This window comes from Lysinibacillus sp. FSL K6-1151 (assembly GCF_038630755.1).
Taxonomy (GTDB): Bacteria; Bacillota; Bacilli; order Bacillales_A; family Planococcaceae; genus Lysinibacillus; species Lysinibacillus fusiformis_D.
In genome coordinates this window covers 450,989-469,717 of record NZ_CP152040.1, presented here as the reverse complement: position 1 = coordinate 469,717, position 18,729 = coordinate 450,989, and the positions used below count along the sequence as shown (strand labels likewise).

The 18,729-nt window shown below is 38.8% G+C and carries 16 protein-coding genes; 1 reads left to right on the top strand and 15 read right to left on the bottom strand.

Features of this window, described 5'->3' with window-relative positions:
• Nucleotides 1-88: 88 nt before the first annotated feature.
• From MHI04_RS02195 to MHI04_RS02135, 13 genes are all read right to left on the bottom strand, one after another.
• Nucleotides 89-1,627 (bottom strand): acyl-CoA carboxylase subunit beta, encoded by a 1,539-nt coding sequence (locus MHI04_RS02195; protein ID WP_058843613.1) that lies wholly within the window; start codon nt 1,625-1,627, stop codon nt 89-91.
• Between the two features lie 52 nt (nt 1,628-1,679).
• Nucleotides 1,680-2,462, bottom strand: coding sequence for an enoyl-CoA hydratase (locus MHI04_RS02190; protein ID WP_330493609.1), 783 nt, complete (start codon nt 2,460-2,462; stop codon nt 1,680-1,682).
• Nucleotides 2,459-3,376: a hydroxymethylglutaryl-CoA lyase gene (locus MHI04_RS02185; protein WP_036117483.1), complete on the bottom strand. Its 918-nt coding sequence runs from the start codon at nt 3,374-3,376 to the stop codon at nt 2,459-2,461. The genes MHI04_RS02190 and MHI04_RS02185 overlap by 4 nt, the downstream gene beginning before the upstream one ends.
• A gap of 15 nt (nt 3,377-3,391) precedes the next feature.
• Nucleotides 3,392-3,604, bottom strand: a complete 213-nt coding sequence (locus MHI04_RS02180) for an acetyl-CoA carboxylase biotin carboxyl carrier protein subunit (RefSeq protein WP_004225532.1) — start codon at nt 3,602-3,604, stop codon at nt 3,392-3,394.
• 65 nt (nt 3,605-3,669) lie between these two features.
• Nucleotides 3,670-5,028, bottom strand: coding sequence for an acetyl-CoA carboxylase biotin carboxylase subunit (locus MHI04_RS02175; protein WP_036117487.1), 1,359 nt, complete (start codon nt 5,026-5,028; stop codon nt 3,670-3,672).
• 15 nt (nt 5,029-5,043) lie between these two features.
• Nucleotides 5,044-6,678 carry an AMP-binding protein gene (locus MHI04_RS02170; protein WP_036117488.1) on the bottom strand — a complete coding sequence of 545 codons (1,635 nt, stop codon included), beginning with the start codon at nt 6,676-6,678 and terminating at the stop codon, nt 5,044-5,046.
• Between the two features lie 183 nt (nt 6,679-6,861).
• Nucleotides 6,862-8,004: an acyl-CoA dehydrogenase gene (locus MHI04_RS02165; protein ID WP_036117490.1), complete on the bottom strand. Its 1,143-nt coding sequence runs from the start codon at nt 8,002-8,004 to the stop codon at nt 6,862-6,864.
• A 120-nt stretch (nt 8,005-8,124) separates the two neighbouring features.
• Nucleotides 8,125-8,742 carry a TetR/AcrR family transcriptional regulator gene (locus MHI04_RS02160; protein ID WP_036117492.1) on the bottom strand — a complete coding sequence of 206 codons (618 nt, stop codon included), beginning with the start codon at nt 8,740-8,742 and terminating at the stop codon, nt 8,125-8,127.
• 307 nt (nt 8,743-9,049) lie between these two features.
• Nucleotides 9,050-10,102: a hypothetical protein gene (locus MHI04_RS02155; protein ID WP_101966474.1), complete on the bottom strand. Its 1,053-nt coding sequence runs from the start codon at nt 10,100-10,102 to the stop codon at nt 9,050-9,052.
• 39 nt (nt 10,103-10,141) lie between these two features.
• Nucleotides 10,142-11,248, bottom strand: coding sequence for an o-succinylbenzoate synthase (gene menC / locus MHI04_RS02150; protein ID WP_101966475.1), 1,107 nt, complete (start codon nt 11,246-11,248; stop codon nt 10,142-10,144).
• 1 nt (nt 11,249) lies between these two features.
• Complete coding sequence (locus MHI04_RS02145; protein WP_036117498.1) at nt 11,250-12,062, bottom strand: GNAT family N-acetyltransferase; 813 nt, start codon at nt 12,060-12,062, stop codon at nt 11,250-11,252.
• Between the two features lie 22 nt (nt 12,063-12,084).
• Complete coding sequence (locus MHI04_RS02140; protein WP_058843608.1) at nt 12,085-13,200, bottom strand: M20 peptidase aminoacylase family protein; 1,116 nt, start codon at nt 13,198-13,200, stop codon at nt 12,085-12,087.
• 5 nt (nt 13,201-13,205) lie between these two features.
• A complete protein-coding gene (locus tag MHI04_RS02135; RefSeq protein ID WP_036117502.1) occupies nt 13,206-14,075 on the bottom strand; it encodes a MurR/RpiR family transcriptional regulator in 870 nt (289 codons plus the stop codon).
• A 248-nt stretch (nt 14,076-14,323) separates the two neighbouring features.
• Between MHI04_RS02135 and MHI04_RS02130 the strand changes: the two genes are divergently transcribed.
• Complete coding sequence (locus tag MHI04_RS02130) at nt 14,324-16,513, top strand: DNA topoisomerase III (RefSeq protein WP_340810261.1); 2,190 nt, start codon at nt 14,324-14,326, stop codon at nt 16,511-16,513.
• 235 nt (nt 16,514-16,748) lie between these two features.
• On the opposite strand, the gene MHI04_RS02125 is transcribed toward MHI04_RS02130, so the two are convergent.
• Together MHI04_RS02125 and MHI04_RS02120 are read right to left on the bottom strand one after the other, a co-directional pair.
• On the bottom strand, nt 16,749-17,819 hold the full coding sequence (locus tag MHI04_RS02125) for a glycosyltransferase (protein ID WP_342535310.1): 1,071 nt from the start codon (nt 17,817-17,819) through the stop codon (nt 16,749-16,751).
• A gap of 156 nt (nt 17,820-17,975) precedes the next feature.
• Nucleotides 17,976-18,728: a hypothetical protein gene (locus MHI04_RS02120; protein WP_036117511.1), complete on the bottom strand. Its 753-nt coding sequence runs from the start codon at nt 18,726-18,728 to the stop codon at nt 17,976-17,978.
• Between the last annotated feature and the right edge of the window lies 1 nt (nt 18,729).

Sequence of the window (18,729 nt, the reverse complement as noted above, 5' to 3'; positions counted from 1 at the left end):
TGCTCTATGGCATGCAAGTAGCTGAAAAAATTAATCATTCAAAAAAAGCTGCCTCTTAACAGCAGAGACAGCCTTTCAATAAGTATGTTTATACTGGGTTTACCCCATGCTTACGTTGTGAGAATAATAAGTATTTGGACATATAAAGCTCTAAGCGATTTTCTAACACCTTGCGTAACTCATTCGGCTCAATGACATCATCGATGATTAGCTCTGATGCTAATCGATACACGTCAATTTCCTCTTGGTATTCTTTACGTTTCTCAGCAATGAAGCTTGCTTGCTCTTCTTTTGGAAGCTCTGCAATTTTATTGGCATAAACAGCATTCACAGCAGCCTCTGGTCCCATTACGGCAATTTGTGCATTTGACAAAGCAATACAGCAATCTGGTTCAAAGGCAGGTCCTGCCATGGCATATAGACCTGCACCATACGCTTTACGCACAATGACCGTTAGCTTAGGAACAGTTGCCTCACTCATGGCAAAAATCATTTTCGCACCATGACGGATGATTCCTGCTTTTTCTACCTGAGTACCAATCATAAAGCCAGGAACGTCTGCTAAGAATAACAGCGGAATATTGAATGCATCACAAAGTGAAATGAACTTCGCTGCTTTATCAGCAGAATCGTGGAATAGCACGCCTCCCTTGACACGAGGTTGGTTAGCGATGATCCCAACGGATTGCCCATTAATACGTGCAAGACCTGTAATTAATTCTGGTGCAAATAATTTTTTGATTTCACAAAATGAATCTTCATCGATAATACGTTCAATTAATTTATACATATCAAAAGGAACATTTTGGTTTTGTGGAATTAATTCTTCAATAGATTTATCAAATGAAGCAGGTGGTTTAGGTGCCTCTATCTTACTGCGCTCAGCATAGTTATTCGGGAAGTAACCTAAATATTTACGAGCATACGTAATAGCCTCCTGTTCTGTTTTGACAAGCACATCTCCACAGCCTGATACAGAACAGTGCATTTTTGCGCCACCCATTGTCTCTAAATCTACTTTCTCCCCAATAACCATTTCCGCCATCCGAGGTGATCCTAAATACATAGAAGCATTTCCTTCTACCATGACAACGATATCGCAAAATGCAGGTATATAAGCACCACCTGCTGCGGAAGGACCAAATAATAAGCAAATTTGCGGAACTTTCCCTGACAGCTTGACTTGGTTGTAGAAAATACGTCCTGCTCCTCTGCGTCCTGGGAACATTTCTAACTGATCTGTAATACGCGCACCTGCTGAATCGACTAAATATAGTAATGGGCAATTCAGCTTTTCAGCTGTTTCCTGAATACGAATCATTTTTTCAACTGTGCGTTTTCCCCAAGAGCCCGCTTTAATAGTAGAATCATTAGCTAGCACACATACCGTGCGACCATGAATTTTACCTATACCTGTGACAACACCATCAGCTGGTAAATCCCCTGCTAAACAGTTTGCATAGAGGCCATCCTCTGATTGAAGACCATCATCTAGTAATAGTTCAAGACGTTCACGTACAAATAGCTTGCCTTGTTGTGCATTTTTATCATGATATTTTGGTAAACCACCTGTTAAAATTTTGTCCTTCATTGTAGGTGGCGTATTTTCTGTCGAGATATTGCTCATGTTTATTTCCTCCCTTTGCCCAATCAATTACACCAAAATCATTTTTAGCGCTTTATTTCCCTGAATATTGTGGCGCTCGCTTCTCTTGGAAGGCTAACAAGCCCTCTAATCGGTCTTCTGTTGGGATCAGTGCACTATATGCTAGTGATTCAATTTTTAACCCGGTAGCTAAATCTACCTCAACACCCTGATTGATTGCGACTTTAGCTTGCACTAGAGAGAGTGGTGCATTTTTTGCCATTTCTAGCGCAAGTTGTTGTGCCTTTTCCATTACCTCATGTTCCTCATAAACATACTCAACAATGCCATAATCTTTGGCTTCCGCCGCACTCAACCTACGTGCTGTATAAATTAATTCCTTTGCTTTGCCAAGGCCAATTAGTCGTGGAAGTCGTTGTGTTCCTCCAGCACCTGGGATAATACCGAGTGATGTTTCTGTTAAACCAAGCTTTGCATGTGTAGCGGCAATACGTAGATCACAAGCTAATGCCAGCTCCAATCCACCGCCAAATGCTACCCCATTTAGTACAGCAATGACAGGCTGAGCAAGTGTCTCAACTTTTGCCACAGTCGCACCAATCAACTGTACGATTTGCTTCACTTGTCGATCAGCCATTCCTTTACGTTCTTTTAAATCTGCTCCTGCACAAAATGCCTTTTCTCCTGCACCTGTCAGTAGGACAACACGCACTGCTGGATCTCCATTGATTTGATCGAGCATGTCGGACAGCTCACGAAGTAACTGAACAGACATAGCATTTGCAGCTTCTGATCTTGTTAGGGTAATCAGTCCAATGCTGCCCTCTAGTAATTCCAAACGAACAAGTTGTGTCATCGTTGGTTTGCACTCCTTTCATTACGGACAATAGCCATTTGCTTCGATGCAACCGCTTTGCCTAATTTCTCTTCAATAAAGAGTGCTGCCTCTAGCACTTTCTGTCGATCTATTCCTGTTTCAATGCCCATCTCATCGAATAAATATAATAAATCCTCTGTAGCTACATTCCCTGAAGCTCCTTTAGCATATGGACAGCCCCCTAATCCGCCAAGCGCACTATCAAACTTGGTCATACCCATCTCTAAGGATTTCATAATATTGGCTAGTGCTGTCCCACGTGTGTCATGAAAATGCATGGCAAAATTTTCAGCATCGTATCTTTTTAATAACGCCTCTAAAAGATACTCAACCTGCGTTGGCACGCCAACACCAATTGTGTCACCAAGCGATATTTCAGCCACACCCATTTCCAATAATTTATCTGTTACACGTAGTACTTTGTCAGGATGTATATACCCCTCATATGGACAGCCAATAACCGTTGAGATATACCCTCGAACTTTTTTCTTTGCAGCCTTAGCCCCTATTACTACTTCCTCTAATATAGGAAATGTATCGTCAATGGTTTTATTAATATTGCTTTGATTATGACTTTCACTAGCAGACATAAAAATACTTACTTCGTCTACTTCAGCCTGTAATGCACGTTCTAAGCCACGCATATTAGGTACAAGCGCTGCATAAGTAATATCCTTCTGCCGTTTAATAGCTTGAAGAACCTCAACAGCATCTGCCAATTGAGGTATCCATTTCGGATGAACAAATGAAGTCACTTCAATGTAAGTTAGTCCTGTTTGGCTCAATAAATTCACTAATTGTATTTTATCAACAGTTGTAATATGCGTTTTTTCGTTTTGTAAACCGTCACGGGGACCAACTTCTTTGATCATGACATGCTTAGGTAGCTGCATTAAAGAAGCCTCCTCTTATTCAATTTCTAAAATATCATCATCAACGTTAATGAAGTCTCCCTCATTGGCAATGATCTTCGTTACCACGCCATCCTCTTCTGCTGCAATCGGAATTTCCATTTTCATCGATTCTAAAATAGCTACATCTTGGCCTGCCGTCACTTTCTCTCCTTCTGTTACGACGATTTTCCACACTGTACCTGCCATACTTGCTTTTACTGTTGCCATTATCCTTCACTCCTAATTTTAGTCATACATTCGCCCTTCAAAGAAGCACGAATGTATGAAAGTTGTTATTTTGTTTCTGCTAATTGCGGTAAATAATATTGCTCTACAAATTTAGTCGTTGTATTCCCTTTTAAAAATTGTTCATGTGTAACGGTTTTTAACAGCATCGGAATATTCGTTTGAATACCCTCCACTTTATACGCTTTCAGTGCTTGAATTAATCTCTCACAGGCAATTTCCCTTGTTTCTCCCCACACCACCAATTTACTAATCATGGGATCATAGAATGGTGTAACTGCTGAACCTGTCTCTACACCACATTCATGTCGAACCCCTTCGCCTGTTGGTAATTCAAGAACCGTAATGGTACCTGGAGAAGGGAAAAATGTGGAGGGATTCTCTGCGTATATACGCACTTCAATCGCATGCCCATCTTTAGCAATACTTTCCCTAGTAAATGAAAGAGGTAGTTTTGCCGCAATTTTTAATTGCTCTTCTACTAAATCAAGCTTTGTAATTTCCTCTGTGACTGGATGCTCTACCTGTAATCTTGTATTCATTTCTAAGAAGTAAAAGTTTTGATCTTTATCCACCAAATACTCGATCGTTCCAGCATTGACGTATCCAATGTGTCTCACAGCCTTCACTGAAGCCTCTAGCATCTTATCTCTTGTCTCTTGTGAAATGAACGGTGATGGGGCTTCTTCCACCACTTTTTGATTTCTTCGTTGAATAGAGCATTCCCGTTCAAATAACGGAACTATATTGCCTTGGTGATCGGCAATTATTTGCACTTCCACATGGTGAGGATTAGCGATAAAACGCTCCATATACATCGTGCCATCACCGAAAAATGATTGCGCACGCTTTTGATTTCCCTCAAATGCTTTAGCCAGCTCCTCAGCATTGTCAACTAGCTGCATCCCAATACCACCACCGCCAGCAGATGCTTTTAACATAATTGGATAACCTAAACGTTCAGCGATTTCAGTAGCTTCTGCAACATCCTTCACAGGAGCCTCTACTCCTTCTACAATAGGCACGCCAGCAGCTTTCATTGTTTTACGTGCCTCTAATTTACTGCCCATTGACGCAATGACTTCCGCACTTGGTCCGATAAAGACTAAACCCGCCTCTGTACAACGTTTCGCAAAATTCACATTCTCCGATAGTAAACCATAGCCTGGATGAACAGCCTCTGCGCCACTCTCTTTTGCAATTTCAAGAATGCGGTCAATGTTTAAATAGCTTTGTGCAACGGGTGGCTTCCCTACACAATAAGCTTCATCCGCATCTTTTACATGTAAGCTATCAACATCTGCCTCTGAGTAAATAGCAACCGTATGAATATTTAGACGCTTGCATGTTCTGATTACCCGTCTAGCAATCTCCCCACGATTTGCAATTAATACCTTGTTGAACATAGTCACTGCCCCTCCTTACTTTACGGTCATAACAAAATCTTCTCGTAATTTATATTTTTGAACTTTTCCAGATGCAGTCATAGGATAGTTATCGATAAAGAAAATATGTCGCGGAATTTTATGTCTAGAAATTTTGTCCCTACAATAATCTCGAATTTCTTCCTCTGTTGCCTGTTCGCCATCTTTTAAAATGATCCAAGCTGCCGCCTCTTCTCCATATACAGGGTCAGGGACACCAGCAACCTGTACGTCTGAAATTTTCGGATGCGTGTAAAGAAACTCCTCAATCTCCCTCGGATATAAATTTTCGCCTCCACGAATAATCATATCTTTCAACCGTCCAGTTACACGGATATAGCCCGCTTCATCCATCGTTGCTAAATCTCCAGTATGCAGCCAGCCAGCCTCATCAATAGCAAGCTCTGTTTCCTCTTGGTTTTTATAGTAGCCCTTCATGACATGGTAGCCTCTTGTACATAGCTCCCCTTGTTCATTTGTTGGGGCCTCCTCAGTCGTACCAGGAACAACAATTTTCACTTCTAAATTTGGTAACGCACGACCAACCGTTTCCACTTTTAATGTTAACGGGTCATCCGTTCTAGTTTGTGTAATAACTGGTGATGATTCCGTTTGGCCATAGCAGATTGTAATATCTTTCATGCCCATTTTCTCTATGACTGCTTTCATGACCTCAATTGGGCAGTTTGAACCCGCCATTACTCCTGTCCGTAAAGTTGACAGATCGAAAGACGCAAAATTCGGTAAATTAAGTTCGCTAATGAACATCGTTGGCACGCCATGTAATGCTGTACATCGTTCTTGCTGAACGGTCCTTAGTACTTCTTCAGGTGAAAATTCTTGTACTGGTACCATCGTGCCGCCACTCGTTGTAATGGCTAATGTCCCTATGACACAACCAAAGCAGTGGAAAAATGGCACTGGGATACATAAACGATCTTCTGCAGTTAACTGCATACATTCTGCAATGTTGACTGCATTATTGACTAAATTAAAATGCGTTAACATCACACCTTTAGGAAAGCCTGTTGTACCAGATGTATATTGAATATTAATGACATCATCATAATGAAGAGATTGCTCTCTTTGATCTAGCTGTTCCTCGGTTACTTGCTCAGCAGCAGTCAAAACATCTGACCAATTGAGTACACCTGGATATTTGGTTTCGCCGATTAAAATAACATTTTTTAATAAAGGTAGTCGCTTTGATTGCAAATTACCTGGTTCACAATGTTCAAGCTCTGGACATAACTCTTGCAGTGTATGAATAAAAGAATGGTCTCGATAATTTTCAACTAAAAAAATCGTTTTGGCATCAGATTGTTTTAATAGATACTCCAACTCGCTTGCACGATAATTGGTATTTACCGTAACGATAGGAGCACCCATCTTCCCCGTACCAAATTGAAGCTGCACCCACTCAGGCACATTTGTTGTCCATACTGCGATATGGTCACCTTTTTCAATTCCTAAAGCCATTAAACCTCTCGCCACGAGTCGTGCTTGACGATTTAGTTGCTCATAAGTCATGCGTAAACCCCTATCAGCATAGACCAACGCTTCGTTTTGCGGATACTTTTTAGATTGTTCATCTAGCAACTGACCAATGGTTTGATACACAAGCTCTGCCATGAAGATCCCCCTTATTCATGCTATTTAACTTCTTTCAGCAGAAGTCTCCCACCTTTATAGATGGTGAGATGAGTGCTGATTTAAGCTACTGTTCAGCGGGTGTCACGGAATCGGAAAGGACTGCTTTGTGCAAGCACAAAGCCAATTCCGGACACAATTATGCCAAGGCATAATTGATTATGATTAACAGCCAATTAGACGAGAAATGACGAGACGTTGAATTTCAGATGTTCCTTCACCGATTTCCATTAACTTAATGTCACGTAAATGGCGTTCTACATCGTATTCCTTCATATACCCAGAGCCACCATGAATTTGGATAGCTTGATTACATGTACGGAAACCCATTTCAGAAGCAAATAGTTTAGCCATCGCCGCTTCTTTGCCAAATGGTTTCTTGTGATCTTTTAGCCATGCCGCTTTATGTACTAATGTACGAGCAAGCTCTATTTCCATCGCCATATCGGCTAATTTAAATTGGATCGCCTGTAGCTTCGAAATAGGTGCACCAAATTGTTCACGCTCCTGCGCAAACTTCAATGCTTTTTCATAGGCAGCCTGTGCAATCCCCACAGATAGCGCGGCAATAGAAATACGCCCACCATCTAGTGTGTTTAAAAACTGGCTAAAGCCTCGTTTTTCATCCCCTAATAGATTTGCTCTAGGGACACGAACATTTTGCAACACAATTTCACATGTATTGGAGCCACGTACACCCATTTTGTCATAATTACAGTTAATCGTTACACCTGGTGTGTTTGTTGGCACAATAATAGAGGAAATAATTTTTTTACCATCTTCACGTTTACCCGTTACTGCAGTTACAATAATTTGTCGAGCGTACCCTGCATTGGTAATCCAGCATTTTTCTCCGTTAATAACATAGTCATCGCCATCAATAACGGCTGTAGTACGTGTGCCACCAGCATCTGAACCTGCATTAGGCTCTGTTAAACCGAATGATCCTAATGTCTCACCTTTTGCTAATGGAACTAGCCATTCCTGCTTTTGTTCCTCTGTGCCGAAGTTGTAAATTGGTGAAGCTCCTAAGCTAACAGCAGCTGCATAGCTTAGTCCTGTCCCCCCACATGCACGACCAATTTCCTCAACAGCTAAAGCATAGGACACCGTATCTCCACCTGAGCCGCCATATTCTTCAGGAAATGGGATACCCAATAAGCCTAGTTCTGCCATCTTCTTAAAGCTCTCTATTCTCATTGTTGATGTCTCATCAACCTCACGAGCATACGGTTTAATCTCTTTTTCAGCAAAATCTCGCACCATGTCACGAATCATCTCTTGCTCTTTTGTTAATTCAAAATTCATCCCTAATCCCCCTAATGTCAAATTTGCCATAATAGATGGAATTCAATGATCGTCACTTACAGATAAATACCGACTAGTCGGTTTGTAAAAACAAATAATAAAACCAGTGTTTCCTACTGGCTACCCCTTTATCATAAATTGTTTAGCTTCATCCATTGCTTGTTCCGTCACAATAGCACGCAATACCATATCAGTAAAAACATCTGTGATTTGCTCCATTGTTAATGGCCCCGATTGCTTAAACCATTTGTATGTCCAGTTAATCATCCCGACAATTGCCATCGTGACAATCGTACAAGGTAATTCTGTACGAAAAACCTTTGCTTCCTGGCCCTCTGCTATTACTTTTTGCAAGATGTCTCGATAGTGATCTCGTTTTTTATGAATAATATCACTATATTCATCTGAGAGTGAACGACTCTCTTCATAAAAAATCGTAATATGTGCTTGATACATATCGAACACTTGTGTCAGCGTTTGCAGCATGGCACATAGACGTTTAATAGGTGTATCGTATTTGTCATATGCATCCTGTGATTGTTGAATAACATATGAAATAAAGACATCATGAATTTCATATAACAGTTCATCTTTTGATTTAAAATTATGATAAAATCCACCCTTTGATGCCCCAATATAATCCACAATGCGATCCACCGTTACATTGTGATAACCATCTTGCTGAAACAATTCAACTGAAGCTTCTACAATTCTTTGTTTTAACGTTTTCTTTACCATAAGCACCTATCATCCTTCATCTAGCTCTATACTCCATCACTCCTTATAATCAGGAAAAACTACTCAAATCCATAGATTATTCTATTTTTTCCTAATTATAAAAATACTATGACAACATAAATATAGCATTCTCAAAATTTGGTGTCTAGCAACAAATAGCTTTTTTCTATAATTTCGAGCATAACGTTTACTTAAAACAGCATTCAACGATTTCACGAACACAAATTAACTGTATGATGTACATTTTGTTTTCATTACAAAATACAAAAAAATTCCCCTCGTTTTAACACAAGGGAAAAATTCCTCTTTATAAAACTTTCGGTAGTTTACGTAGCCATGAAATAATAACAGCAATAATTAACGCAAAACCTAAGTAGCCCATTGTTGAATAGACTTTACCAACCAATGTAGTAAATCCTACTAAACTTGCAGCAAAACCTATTAATCCAATAACTACAATACCCACTTTAAAATATTTATGGTCTGGTGCAATAAAACGAACTGTAAATGAATAGAACATCCCCACCGCAGTATTGTACATCATGCCTAATAAAGCGATGGACATTAAGACTCCTACTATAGGGTGAATTTGTTTTGCTAATTCTAATGTTGGCATTGCTACTCCATCGACAACATTTATTTTAGAAAACATTGCTATATTGATGAGTACGATTAAAATACCTAGCATTATACCGCCAAGTAGTCCACCTCTACCAGCAACTTTGCGATCTGTTACTGTTCCACCCATCACAATTAACATGGCTGCACCCGCAGCGATATTATAGGAGACATAAAGTAGCGCTCCCATTAGCCAATTGGACGCTGCAGACGGTTGTGCTTTTGCTAAAGTATTTTGCTCTGCAATGGATAAGTCCATTGTAAAAATAGAATAAATCAAAATAATAAAAATTATACCCATTAAATAAGGAGTCACCAATGCTATCAAATTAATAATATTATTAACATTTAATAGTAATGTTAGTATGGTTATAACGACCATAAAAATACTGCCGACCATTGGATTGATGCCAAACATTTGATGAAATGTCGAGCCTGATCCAGCAAACATGACAACAGCGACACCAAATAAGAAAAACGTGATGACGATATCTAAAATAATACCAACATATCGTCCACCAATATGATAGATAACCTCTTTATGTGATGTTGTTTGTAGATCGGTCCCTAATTGCGCTAAACTCATCCCTAAAAATGCAAAAGCAATTGTGGCGACAATGGCACCTATAATACTGTACAAACCAAAGCTTGTAAAATACTGCATAATTTCCTGACCCGATGCAAACCCTGCTCCAACAATTAAGCCTACAAATGCTCCACCTATCTGCCAACTTTTTTTCATAGAACACCTACTATTCTAATATTTGAAACTGAAGCCTATTTATTGATATGTTTTCTGTGCGACTGTTAAGGAATTAACCGTTTCCCTATTTATTTCATAACCTATTCCTACTTGCTGTGGTACTTCAATATAACCACCTTTTACAACTACTTCTGGTTCAATAATATCCTTTTCCCAATAACGATTTGATCCAGCAGTATCTCCCGGCAATATAAAATTCGATAATGTTGTTAAGGCTACATTGTGTGCACGACCAATACCAGACTCCAACATGCCTCCGCACCATACAGGGATGTTATGGGCCTCACAATAATCATGTATTTTTTTTGCTTCTGTTAAGCCACCTACACGACCAATTTTTATATTAATAATTTTTGTGCTCCCTAACTCGACAGCCTTCCGTGCATCTTCTAACGAATGGATACTTTCGTCCAAACAAATTGGCGTTTCAAGTAATTTTTGCAATGAAGCATGATCGATAATGTCATCTGAAGCAAGTGGTTGCTCAATCATTGTTAACTGAAATGCATCAAGTTGTTTCAATGTTTCTGCATCTTCTAGACGGTAGGCTGAATTTGCATCAGCCATAAAGGCTACATCAGGAAATATTTCCCTTAATGTACGCATAACCTCTACATCCCAGCCTGGTTTTATTTTAATTTTCATGCGTTTATAGCCTTCCTTTACATAGCCGTCAACTAACGCAACTAACTCCTCGATTGAATTTTGTATTCCAATACTAATACCTACTTCAATTTCATCCTTTTTACCACCAAGTGCTGCTGCTAGGGATTGGCCAGTTTGCTGCGCATATATATCCCAAATAGCTCCTTCAATCGTTGATTTTGCCATATTGTTTTTGCGAATTGGCTCAAATAATTGGCTCACTTCATCTGGGTGATGAATCTCTTTATTTAAAATAAGAGGAATTAGGAAATCTTCGAGCATATGCCAGTTTGTTTGAAGTGTTTCTTCATTGTACCAAGGTGAATGAAAAGCAACCGATTCTCCCCAACCAATTAACCCGGATTCATCTTTAGCCTCAAGGACTAAAAAGTCTCTCTCTTCAAACGTGCCAAAGCTTGTTGTAAACGGTGCTTTTAACTTCATCTTCAATTGTCGTATTGTGATTTCTGACATTTTCATATTAATTTACCCCTTCCAAATTTAAAGCTGCTTTTTTCACTAAAACATATTCGTTAAAGTATTCTTGTTGTTGCAATAGAATAGCGGTATAGCCTGCTGAAAATAGCTGCTTTAGTATATTTCTTGTTTTGAAACGCCAATCCAATGCTAAGCTAGGATTTTGTACTTTTAAAGCTTGAAAGTCCTTAGGTACAGGTAGCGTATAAAAATCTTCAGTAAATTTTAAATTTTCAGTTATTTTTAAGCATAATAAACCTTGCTTTGTAAGTTCACAGCTTGCCACAGGTATTGCATTTGCTACTTCTATTACAGTATTGTTCACCACATAATCTGAAGTTAAATGCCAGCTTACCTCAAATCGATCAGAAGGAAGCCCTTTATTTAAGCCATCCTGCATTTCACCGTAGCAATTTTCAATATAGGTATAACAAATACCTTTTAATTTAGATAGATTAAGATAAGCATTCCGGGTTTCAAGGGGGTCAAATGTCCACACCATTAAATCATAGCCTCGATCAATAGCAATTGCTCGCTGTTTGTACTTTAACTTTTCACCTATGCCAAGGGATCGATATTTTTCATCAATCCCTAACATATGAGAGCATAGATAGCTTTTGCCTTGTCGAAAACCCGAAAAACCATAACTAAAACCAACTAATTTATCTTCTTGATAGGCTCCTACAACGATGCCCCCATTTTTCACTGCTGTAAGCGTTTGGTGGAGAGGAATAGCAGGCATTCCCCACACATCAAACTCTAATTGCTGAACTTGCTCAAGTTGTTCTATTGTTTTGATTTCCCTAATATCTATCATACCTATCTCTTCTTTCTATTCTTTATAATGCTCTCAAAATAGCTTTTGTCATAATATTTACACCTATTAAAAGCCGATCTTGATTAAAGGTCATTTGAGGATGATGTAAGCCTGGAGTAACCCCGCAACCTAATCCAAGCATTGTTGCTTTAAGCTTTGGACGTTCATAGGTATAAAAATGAAAATCCTCCCCTCCTGGTGTCACAATTGGTGAAGCACAAGCCTTTTCTCCAACTACATCAATAATAGCTGCCTTCATATGCTGTAAGGCTTCATCATTCACTACCGCTGCTACTATATGGGCATCTACCTGTAAAAATATCTTGGCTCCATACATCGCTTCAACAGATGCTTTTACACGCTCCACGCCCTCTGTGATTACTTGCATCACTTCATTTGTTTGAGCTCGTGCATCAATACTAAAAGTTGCTTTACCAGGGATGATATTTGTAGAGGTGCCTCCTGCATTAAATTGTGTCATTTTGACAGAGGCAGAGATATTTGGATCCGTCCAAATTTTTTGAAGACCTTCGACAATAGCTGCTCCGACTTCAATTGCATTAATGGCAAGTTCTGGTCGTGCGCCATGTGCCTCCTCCCCAATAATGGTCCCTGTAAAAAGCTTTGCTGCTCCATGATACAATGCAGGCGCATACGCCCCATCCTGTAATTCCTTTAATGGTCGAACATGAACACCGAATAAATATTCTAAATCATCCATAATACCTTTTTCGACAAATGCCCGCGCTCCTTGGGCCTTTTCCTCAGCAGGTTGAAATAGAATGCGTACAGCACCTGAAAGTAGATGCTCCATATCCTTTAACAGCAATGCAGTCCCAATAGCTATCGTCATATGACCATCATGTCCACAAGAATGGTTAGCTTGAAAGACACCATTAACCTCCTGCCAAAGCGCATCTATATCCGTGCGAAACCCTACTTTAGGTATTCCATTACCAATATCAACATAAAGCCCTGTCATATCTTCAAAAAGATGCGGCTCCATTTGGGCTTCTCTCAATAAATTTGCTATATATTGTGTTGTATTATGTTCTTGCCAGCTAACTTCTGGATGTTCATGTAAATGTCTAAAAATATCTGCAAGACGTGGCTGTAACTCTTGTAAAACTTGGTTCATAGTAGTCAACTCCATCGGTTTGCTAAAAAGCTATTTTCGAAATCATCATATTTTACGCGCTGATTTTCATAGTAGTCATGATTTTGTGCAGTCATTCCTGCTATTAGAGTATTTAAAAATGCTATAAGTGCTGGCATAGCATCTATTGTGGACACTTCTTGTTGTTGTTCGTTCACAAAGGTAATGGTTGCATATTGGGTAATAGGTGCAATTTGTGAATCCGTAATGCCAATAATTTCGCATTTTTTTTCTTGTATTTCAGCTGCAAATTGGATCGGTTCTTTAAAGTAACGGTGAAACGATAAAATAATAACTACGCTATCCTCATCAATCTCTTGGATTGCACGTATGACCTCACTTGTCTCAAAATTTAACAGTACAACATTTGGTCGCAAAAGATTTAGTGTAAAGTGGAACCATTGTGCAGCTAAATGAGAGGAGCCAATCCCTGCAATGTATATTTTTTTCTTCTCATGGAGCAATACTGAAGCTCGATTAAAATCTTCCTCATCAATGTTTTTAGCCATATATAAAATGCGAGATGCATCCTTTTCCATAGTCTTTACATAAAAACGTGGATTTTCAAAAAAAGCCTGCTTAGATTGCAAATAATTTTGTAAACTACTTTCATTTCCTTTATTAAATAAATGCATTGTCACCTGACGTTGCAATTGTGCATAACCAGATAAGCCTAATGCGTAACAAAAGCGAATAACTGTCGTTTCACTTACGCCAGCCTTTTCCCCTACATATGAAGCGGAGTGAACTCCTACTATCTGTAAATTTTTTAATATGAATGTAGCTACCTTTTGCTGACTTTTGGACAACTCTTGATATTTCTCCTGAATCATTTGCTGAATTGTTTGATTCCCCATAAAAGAAGTGCATCCTTTTTTTATTAATATTTGAAGTCTTCGCTTCATTTTATGTACACTAGCCTAGCACATTTATTTTCTGAATTCAATGTTTTTTCTGAAATTTCTATTTTCAGTACCATAACAACTCCAAGTCTGACATGTTTACTCTTTCCATCGATATTTAGCAAATTTCGCTACAGTTCAACTGCCAACCCACTCAACCTATGCTATATTTAAAACCATGGAACTATGAAAGGGTGTTAACAATGGCAAAGAGCGTAGTAATCGCTGAAAAACCTTCTGTAGCACGTGACATTGCACGTGTACTGAAGTGTAATAAAAAGGGAAATGGTTTCCTTGAAGGAGATAAATATATCGTTACTTGGGCGCTTGGACATCTTGTCACACTAGCTGACCCTGAAAGTTATGATGTGAAATATAAAACGTGGAATCTTGAAGATTTACCAATGCTACCTGAACGCTTAAAATTAACAGTTATTAAACAAACTGGGAAACAATTTAATGCGGTCAAAAGTCAGCTTACACGCAATGATGTAAACGAAATTATCATTGCAACAGATGCTGGACGTGAGGGTGAATTAGTAGCTCGCTGGATACTCGATAAGGTGAAGATCAAAAAGCCACTAAAACGCTTATGGATTTCCTCTGTAACAGATAAGGCAATAAAAGATGGCTTTGCTAATCTAAAGCCAGGCAAAGCCTATGATAATCTTTATGCCTCTGCTGTAGCTCGTTCTGAGGCAGATTGGTATATCGGGCTCAATGCTACTCGTGCTTTAACTACCCGCTTTAACGCACAGCTGAACTGTGGACGTGTACAAACACCAACTGTAGCAATAATTGCGACGCGCGAAGATGAAATTAAAAACTTTAAAGCACAAACTTATTATGGAATTGAAGCACAAACAACGGACAACTTGAAGCTCACTTGGCAAGACCAAAATGGTAATAGTCGTAGCTTTGATAAAGAAAAAATAGATACGTTGGTAAGAAAACTAGGAAATAGCCATGCCATCGTCGCTGACATTGAAAAAAAACCTAAAAAAACATTTGCCCCAGGTCTCTATGATTTAACTGAATTACAGCGTGATGCCAATAAAATCTTTGGCTACTCAGCGAAAGAAACATTGAATATTATGCAAAAGCTATATGAGCAACATAAAGTGTTAACTTATCCACGTACGGATTCTCGCTTTATTTCTCAAGACATTGTAGCCACAATACCTGAACGCTTAAAGGCTTGTGGTATAGGTGAATATCGCGCCATCGCCAACAAACTGCTTACTAAACCAATCAAGCCAACAAAAGCCTTTGTCGATGATAGCAAGGTATCTGATCACCACGCGATTATTCCAACAGAGGGCTATGTGAATTATTCTGCTTTCTCGGATAAAGAACGTAAAATTTATGATCTAGTTGTAAAGCGTTTCCTAGCTGTGCTACTGCCAGCTTTTGAATATGAACAGCTAACACTTCGTGCAAAAATTGGCGAAGAAAGTTTTATTGCTCGTGGAAAAACGATTTTATTAGCTGGCTGGAAGGAAGTGTATGAACATCGCTTCGAGGATGAGGACACAGCAGATGATGTAAAGGAACAAATACTTCCCCGTATTGATAAAGGAGATATTTTAAAAATAAAACTTCTTGCTCAAACATCTGGTCAAACAAAGCCACCTGCTCATTTTAATGAAGCCACTTTGTTATCTGCCATGGAAAACCCAGCAAAATATATGGCAACGAGTGATAAAAAATTAGCCGACACATTAAAATCTACGGGTGGTCTTGGTACAGTGGCAACACGTGCTGACATTATTGATAAGCTTTTTAATTCTTTCTTAATTGAAAAGCGTGGTGGCAAGGATATTTATATTACCTCTAAAGGTCGTCAACTACTCGACTTAGTGCCAGAGGAATTAAAATCACCTGCGCTCACAGCGGATTGGGAGCAAAAACTTGAGCTTATTGCAAAGGGCAAGCTAAAAAAGGATGTATTTATTAGCGAGATGAAAAATTATACGAAGGAAATTGTTACGGACATTAAAGGTAGTGACAAAAAGTATAAGCATGATAATATCTCTACTAAATCCTGCCCAGATTGTGGTAAACCGATGCTCGAGGTGAATGGCAAAAAAGGAAAAATGCTTGTTTGCCAAGATCGTGAATGTGGTCATCGTAAAAATGTCTCACGTACTACAAATGCACGCTGTCCTCAATGTCATAAAAAATTAGAGCTTCGTGGAGAAGGCGATGGTCAAATTTTTGTGTGTAAATGTGGTTATCGTGAAAAATTATCGGCCTTTGAGGCAAGACGGAAAAAAGAAGGCGGAGGCAAGGTTGATAAACGCTCCGTACAAAAGTATTTAAAACAACAAAAAGATGAAGAGCCTGTAAACAACGCCCTTGCTGAAGCATTGAAAGGGTTAAAGCTTGATTAATGAACAAGAGCAAATTCACATTTAGTGTGAATTTGCTCTTTTCTTATGCATACTCATTCCATCTAAACATATCTTTAATTGACTGAATATTCTATCTTAAAGGAGGTTTTTAATGGAGGCAAAAAATTTTAGACCACGTAATGTGATTTTTATGACGATTGTTGTTGGTGTATCTGTATTAATTGGCCAAGCTATTTATGTCCTGTTTATTGATGTACCTTTCCAATAAAAGGATTTATACCCCTAATTGATTGCGTAAGTATTTTTCGTTATCCTTTATTTCGGGATGGTTTGGTTTCCATTTTTGTGCCTCTAGATTATGCTGATAGGCATTTTCAAATAACCGTAGCTCCCTATATAACAGACTTAATTGTAAATGAGGAAGCCATGTGGAGTAACAACGTTTTTGGATCGTCATTGAATAGACAGGAGCTTGTTGCAAGGCTTGAGAATACCAGTAAATAGCCTCTTTATGTTTTGATTGCTCCATAAAAAATTGGCCCATACGGCAACATGCTTCTGGCTTTGGTCGATCATATAAGAAGGATTGCAAAATAGCTTGCTGTGCTTGTTGATCATCGTGTAGTCGACGATAGCACTCCCCTACATGTAAACAAGCCTCAATACGATCATCTGTAGTACCTATATCGCTATCCAAAAATAAATGATATTGATTAATCGCCTCCACATAACGTTGATGCTGTTTCAATTCATTCGCATAATAAAATATGTCTCTTGCTGAAAGCGAATGCCCCTCCCTTATTAACCCCTCATAAATACGAATAGGACGATGAATATCTTTTTTTACTGGTAAGTGCGTGACAGCGATATCACTATGATAGAGCTGACCAGATACCTTTAAATTTTCATGGACAGCTCCCTCCCATTGAAAATGATTCGCTCTTTTTACAAGACGATACTTTCGTTCACTACACTCCACTACACCATCTTGATCAAGAGTTAGGTAATAATCCATCGTTACAGCATCAACAGATGGATATAAAGAGTGCTTTAGTTGACTCAACTTGTGCTGGTCTTCCTGTGTCATGACGTCATCTGCATCAAGCCATAAAATATAATCCTTTGTTGCCTGTTGAAAGGAGAAATTTCGTGCCTTGGCAAAATGATCACACCAGGGAAAATCGTAAATTCGAGAGGTATAACTTTGGACAATATCCTTCGTACGATCAGTCGATCCTGTATCAATGATATTAATCTCATCCACTATATGCTGAACCGAATCTAAGCATCTTTCAATCGTACATTGTACGTTTCTAACAATCATACATAAACTAATCGTTAACATCTGTCCCCTCCTTTTCATAAAGTAATATATGCTAATGCCACATTTTATCGAAACGATTTTATAAATTTCTTACCCATCTTTATGATTTATCATATAAAAATAAAAACGAACGTGTGTCACGTTCGTTTTTGTTCTGGCTTTTGAACACCAGTTGAATTAAGTTAAATATTGCTCACGCCATGTTAACTGTTCTTTGTCTGTAAGCTGTTGCTCTAAATGATGATCCCATTGATTAAGTAATGTATTCCACACTCGTACAAAGAGTAGATCCTGCTCCCTATCATAAAGAACAAACTCTAAACATGGACTATCATTAATTTGTTGGGCTTCTGTTTGAACAATTTTTGAGATGATTTTTTGGGAGTTCTCTTCCCCCTCTGCGTTCACTTCTTGTAATGCAGCTATCACTAGCGACTCCTCAAACTGCTCCTGTTGTTCAGCCTCTTTATCGATATAACGGTATAGCTCTGGTAATTCATCATATTCATCATTATTTGTATCAATTGTGAGAAATGATTGGTGGCAGGGGCTAAAGTAAAGTGTAGATGTTTCTACTTCTAACTCCTCTTCAAAAATCCCCCGTTCTAGCTGCTGTTGCCCTTTTTCAGTTAGCCTATAAAACTGTTCCTCGCTCTTTACAAGATTTACGCGAATCATTAAAGAAACTAAGTCATCAATAAATAGCGGGTCGACCAGTAATAGCTCACTCAATTCCTGGGCACTTCCAAAATCAGCCTCCTGAATACTTAACAGTAACATAGTCATTAAAACATCCATTGTTGAACGCCTAACTGGCTCATAGGTCACACTGACCGTTCGAATAGGAATACACCATTCAGCGGTTTTGACAATCTTTATATTGCGATTTTGTTGAAGTTCACGCATTAGTCGTTGTTGTAATTTTGACACT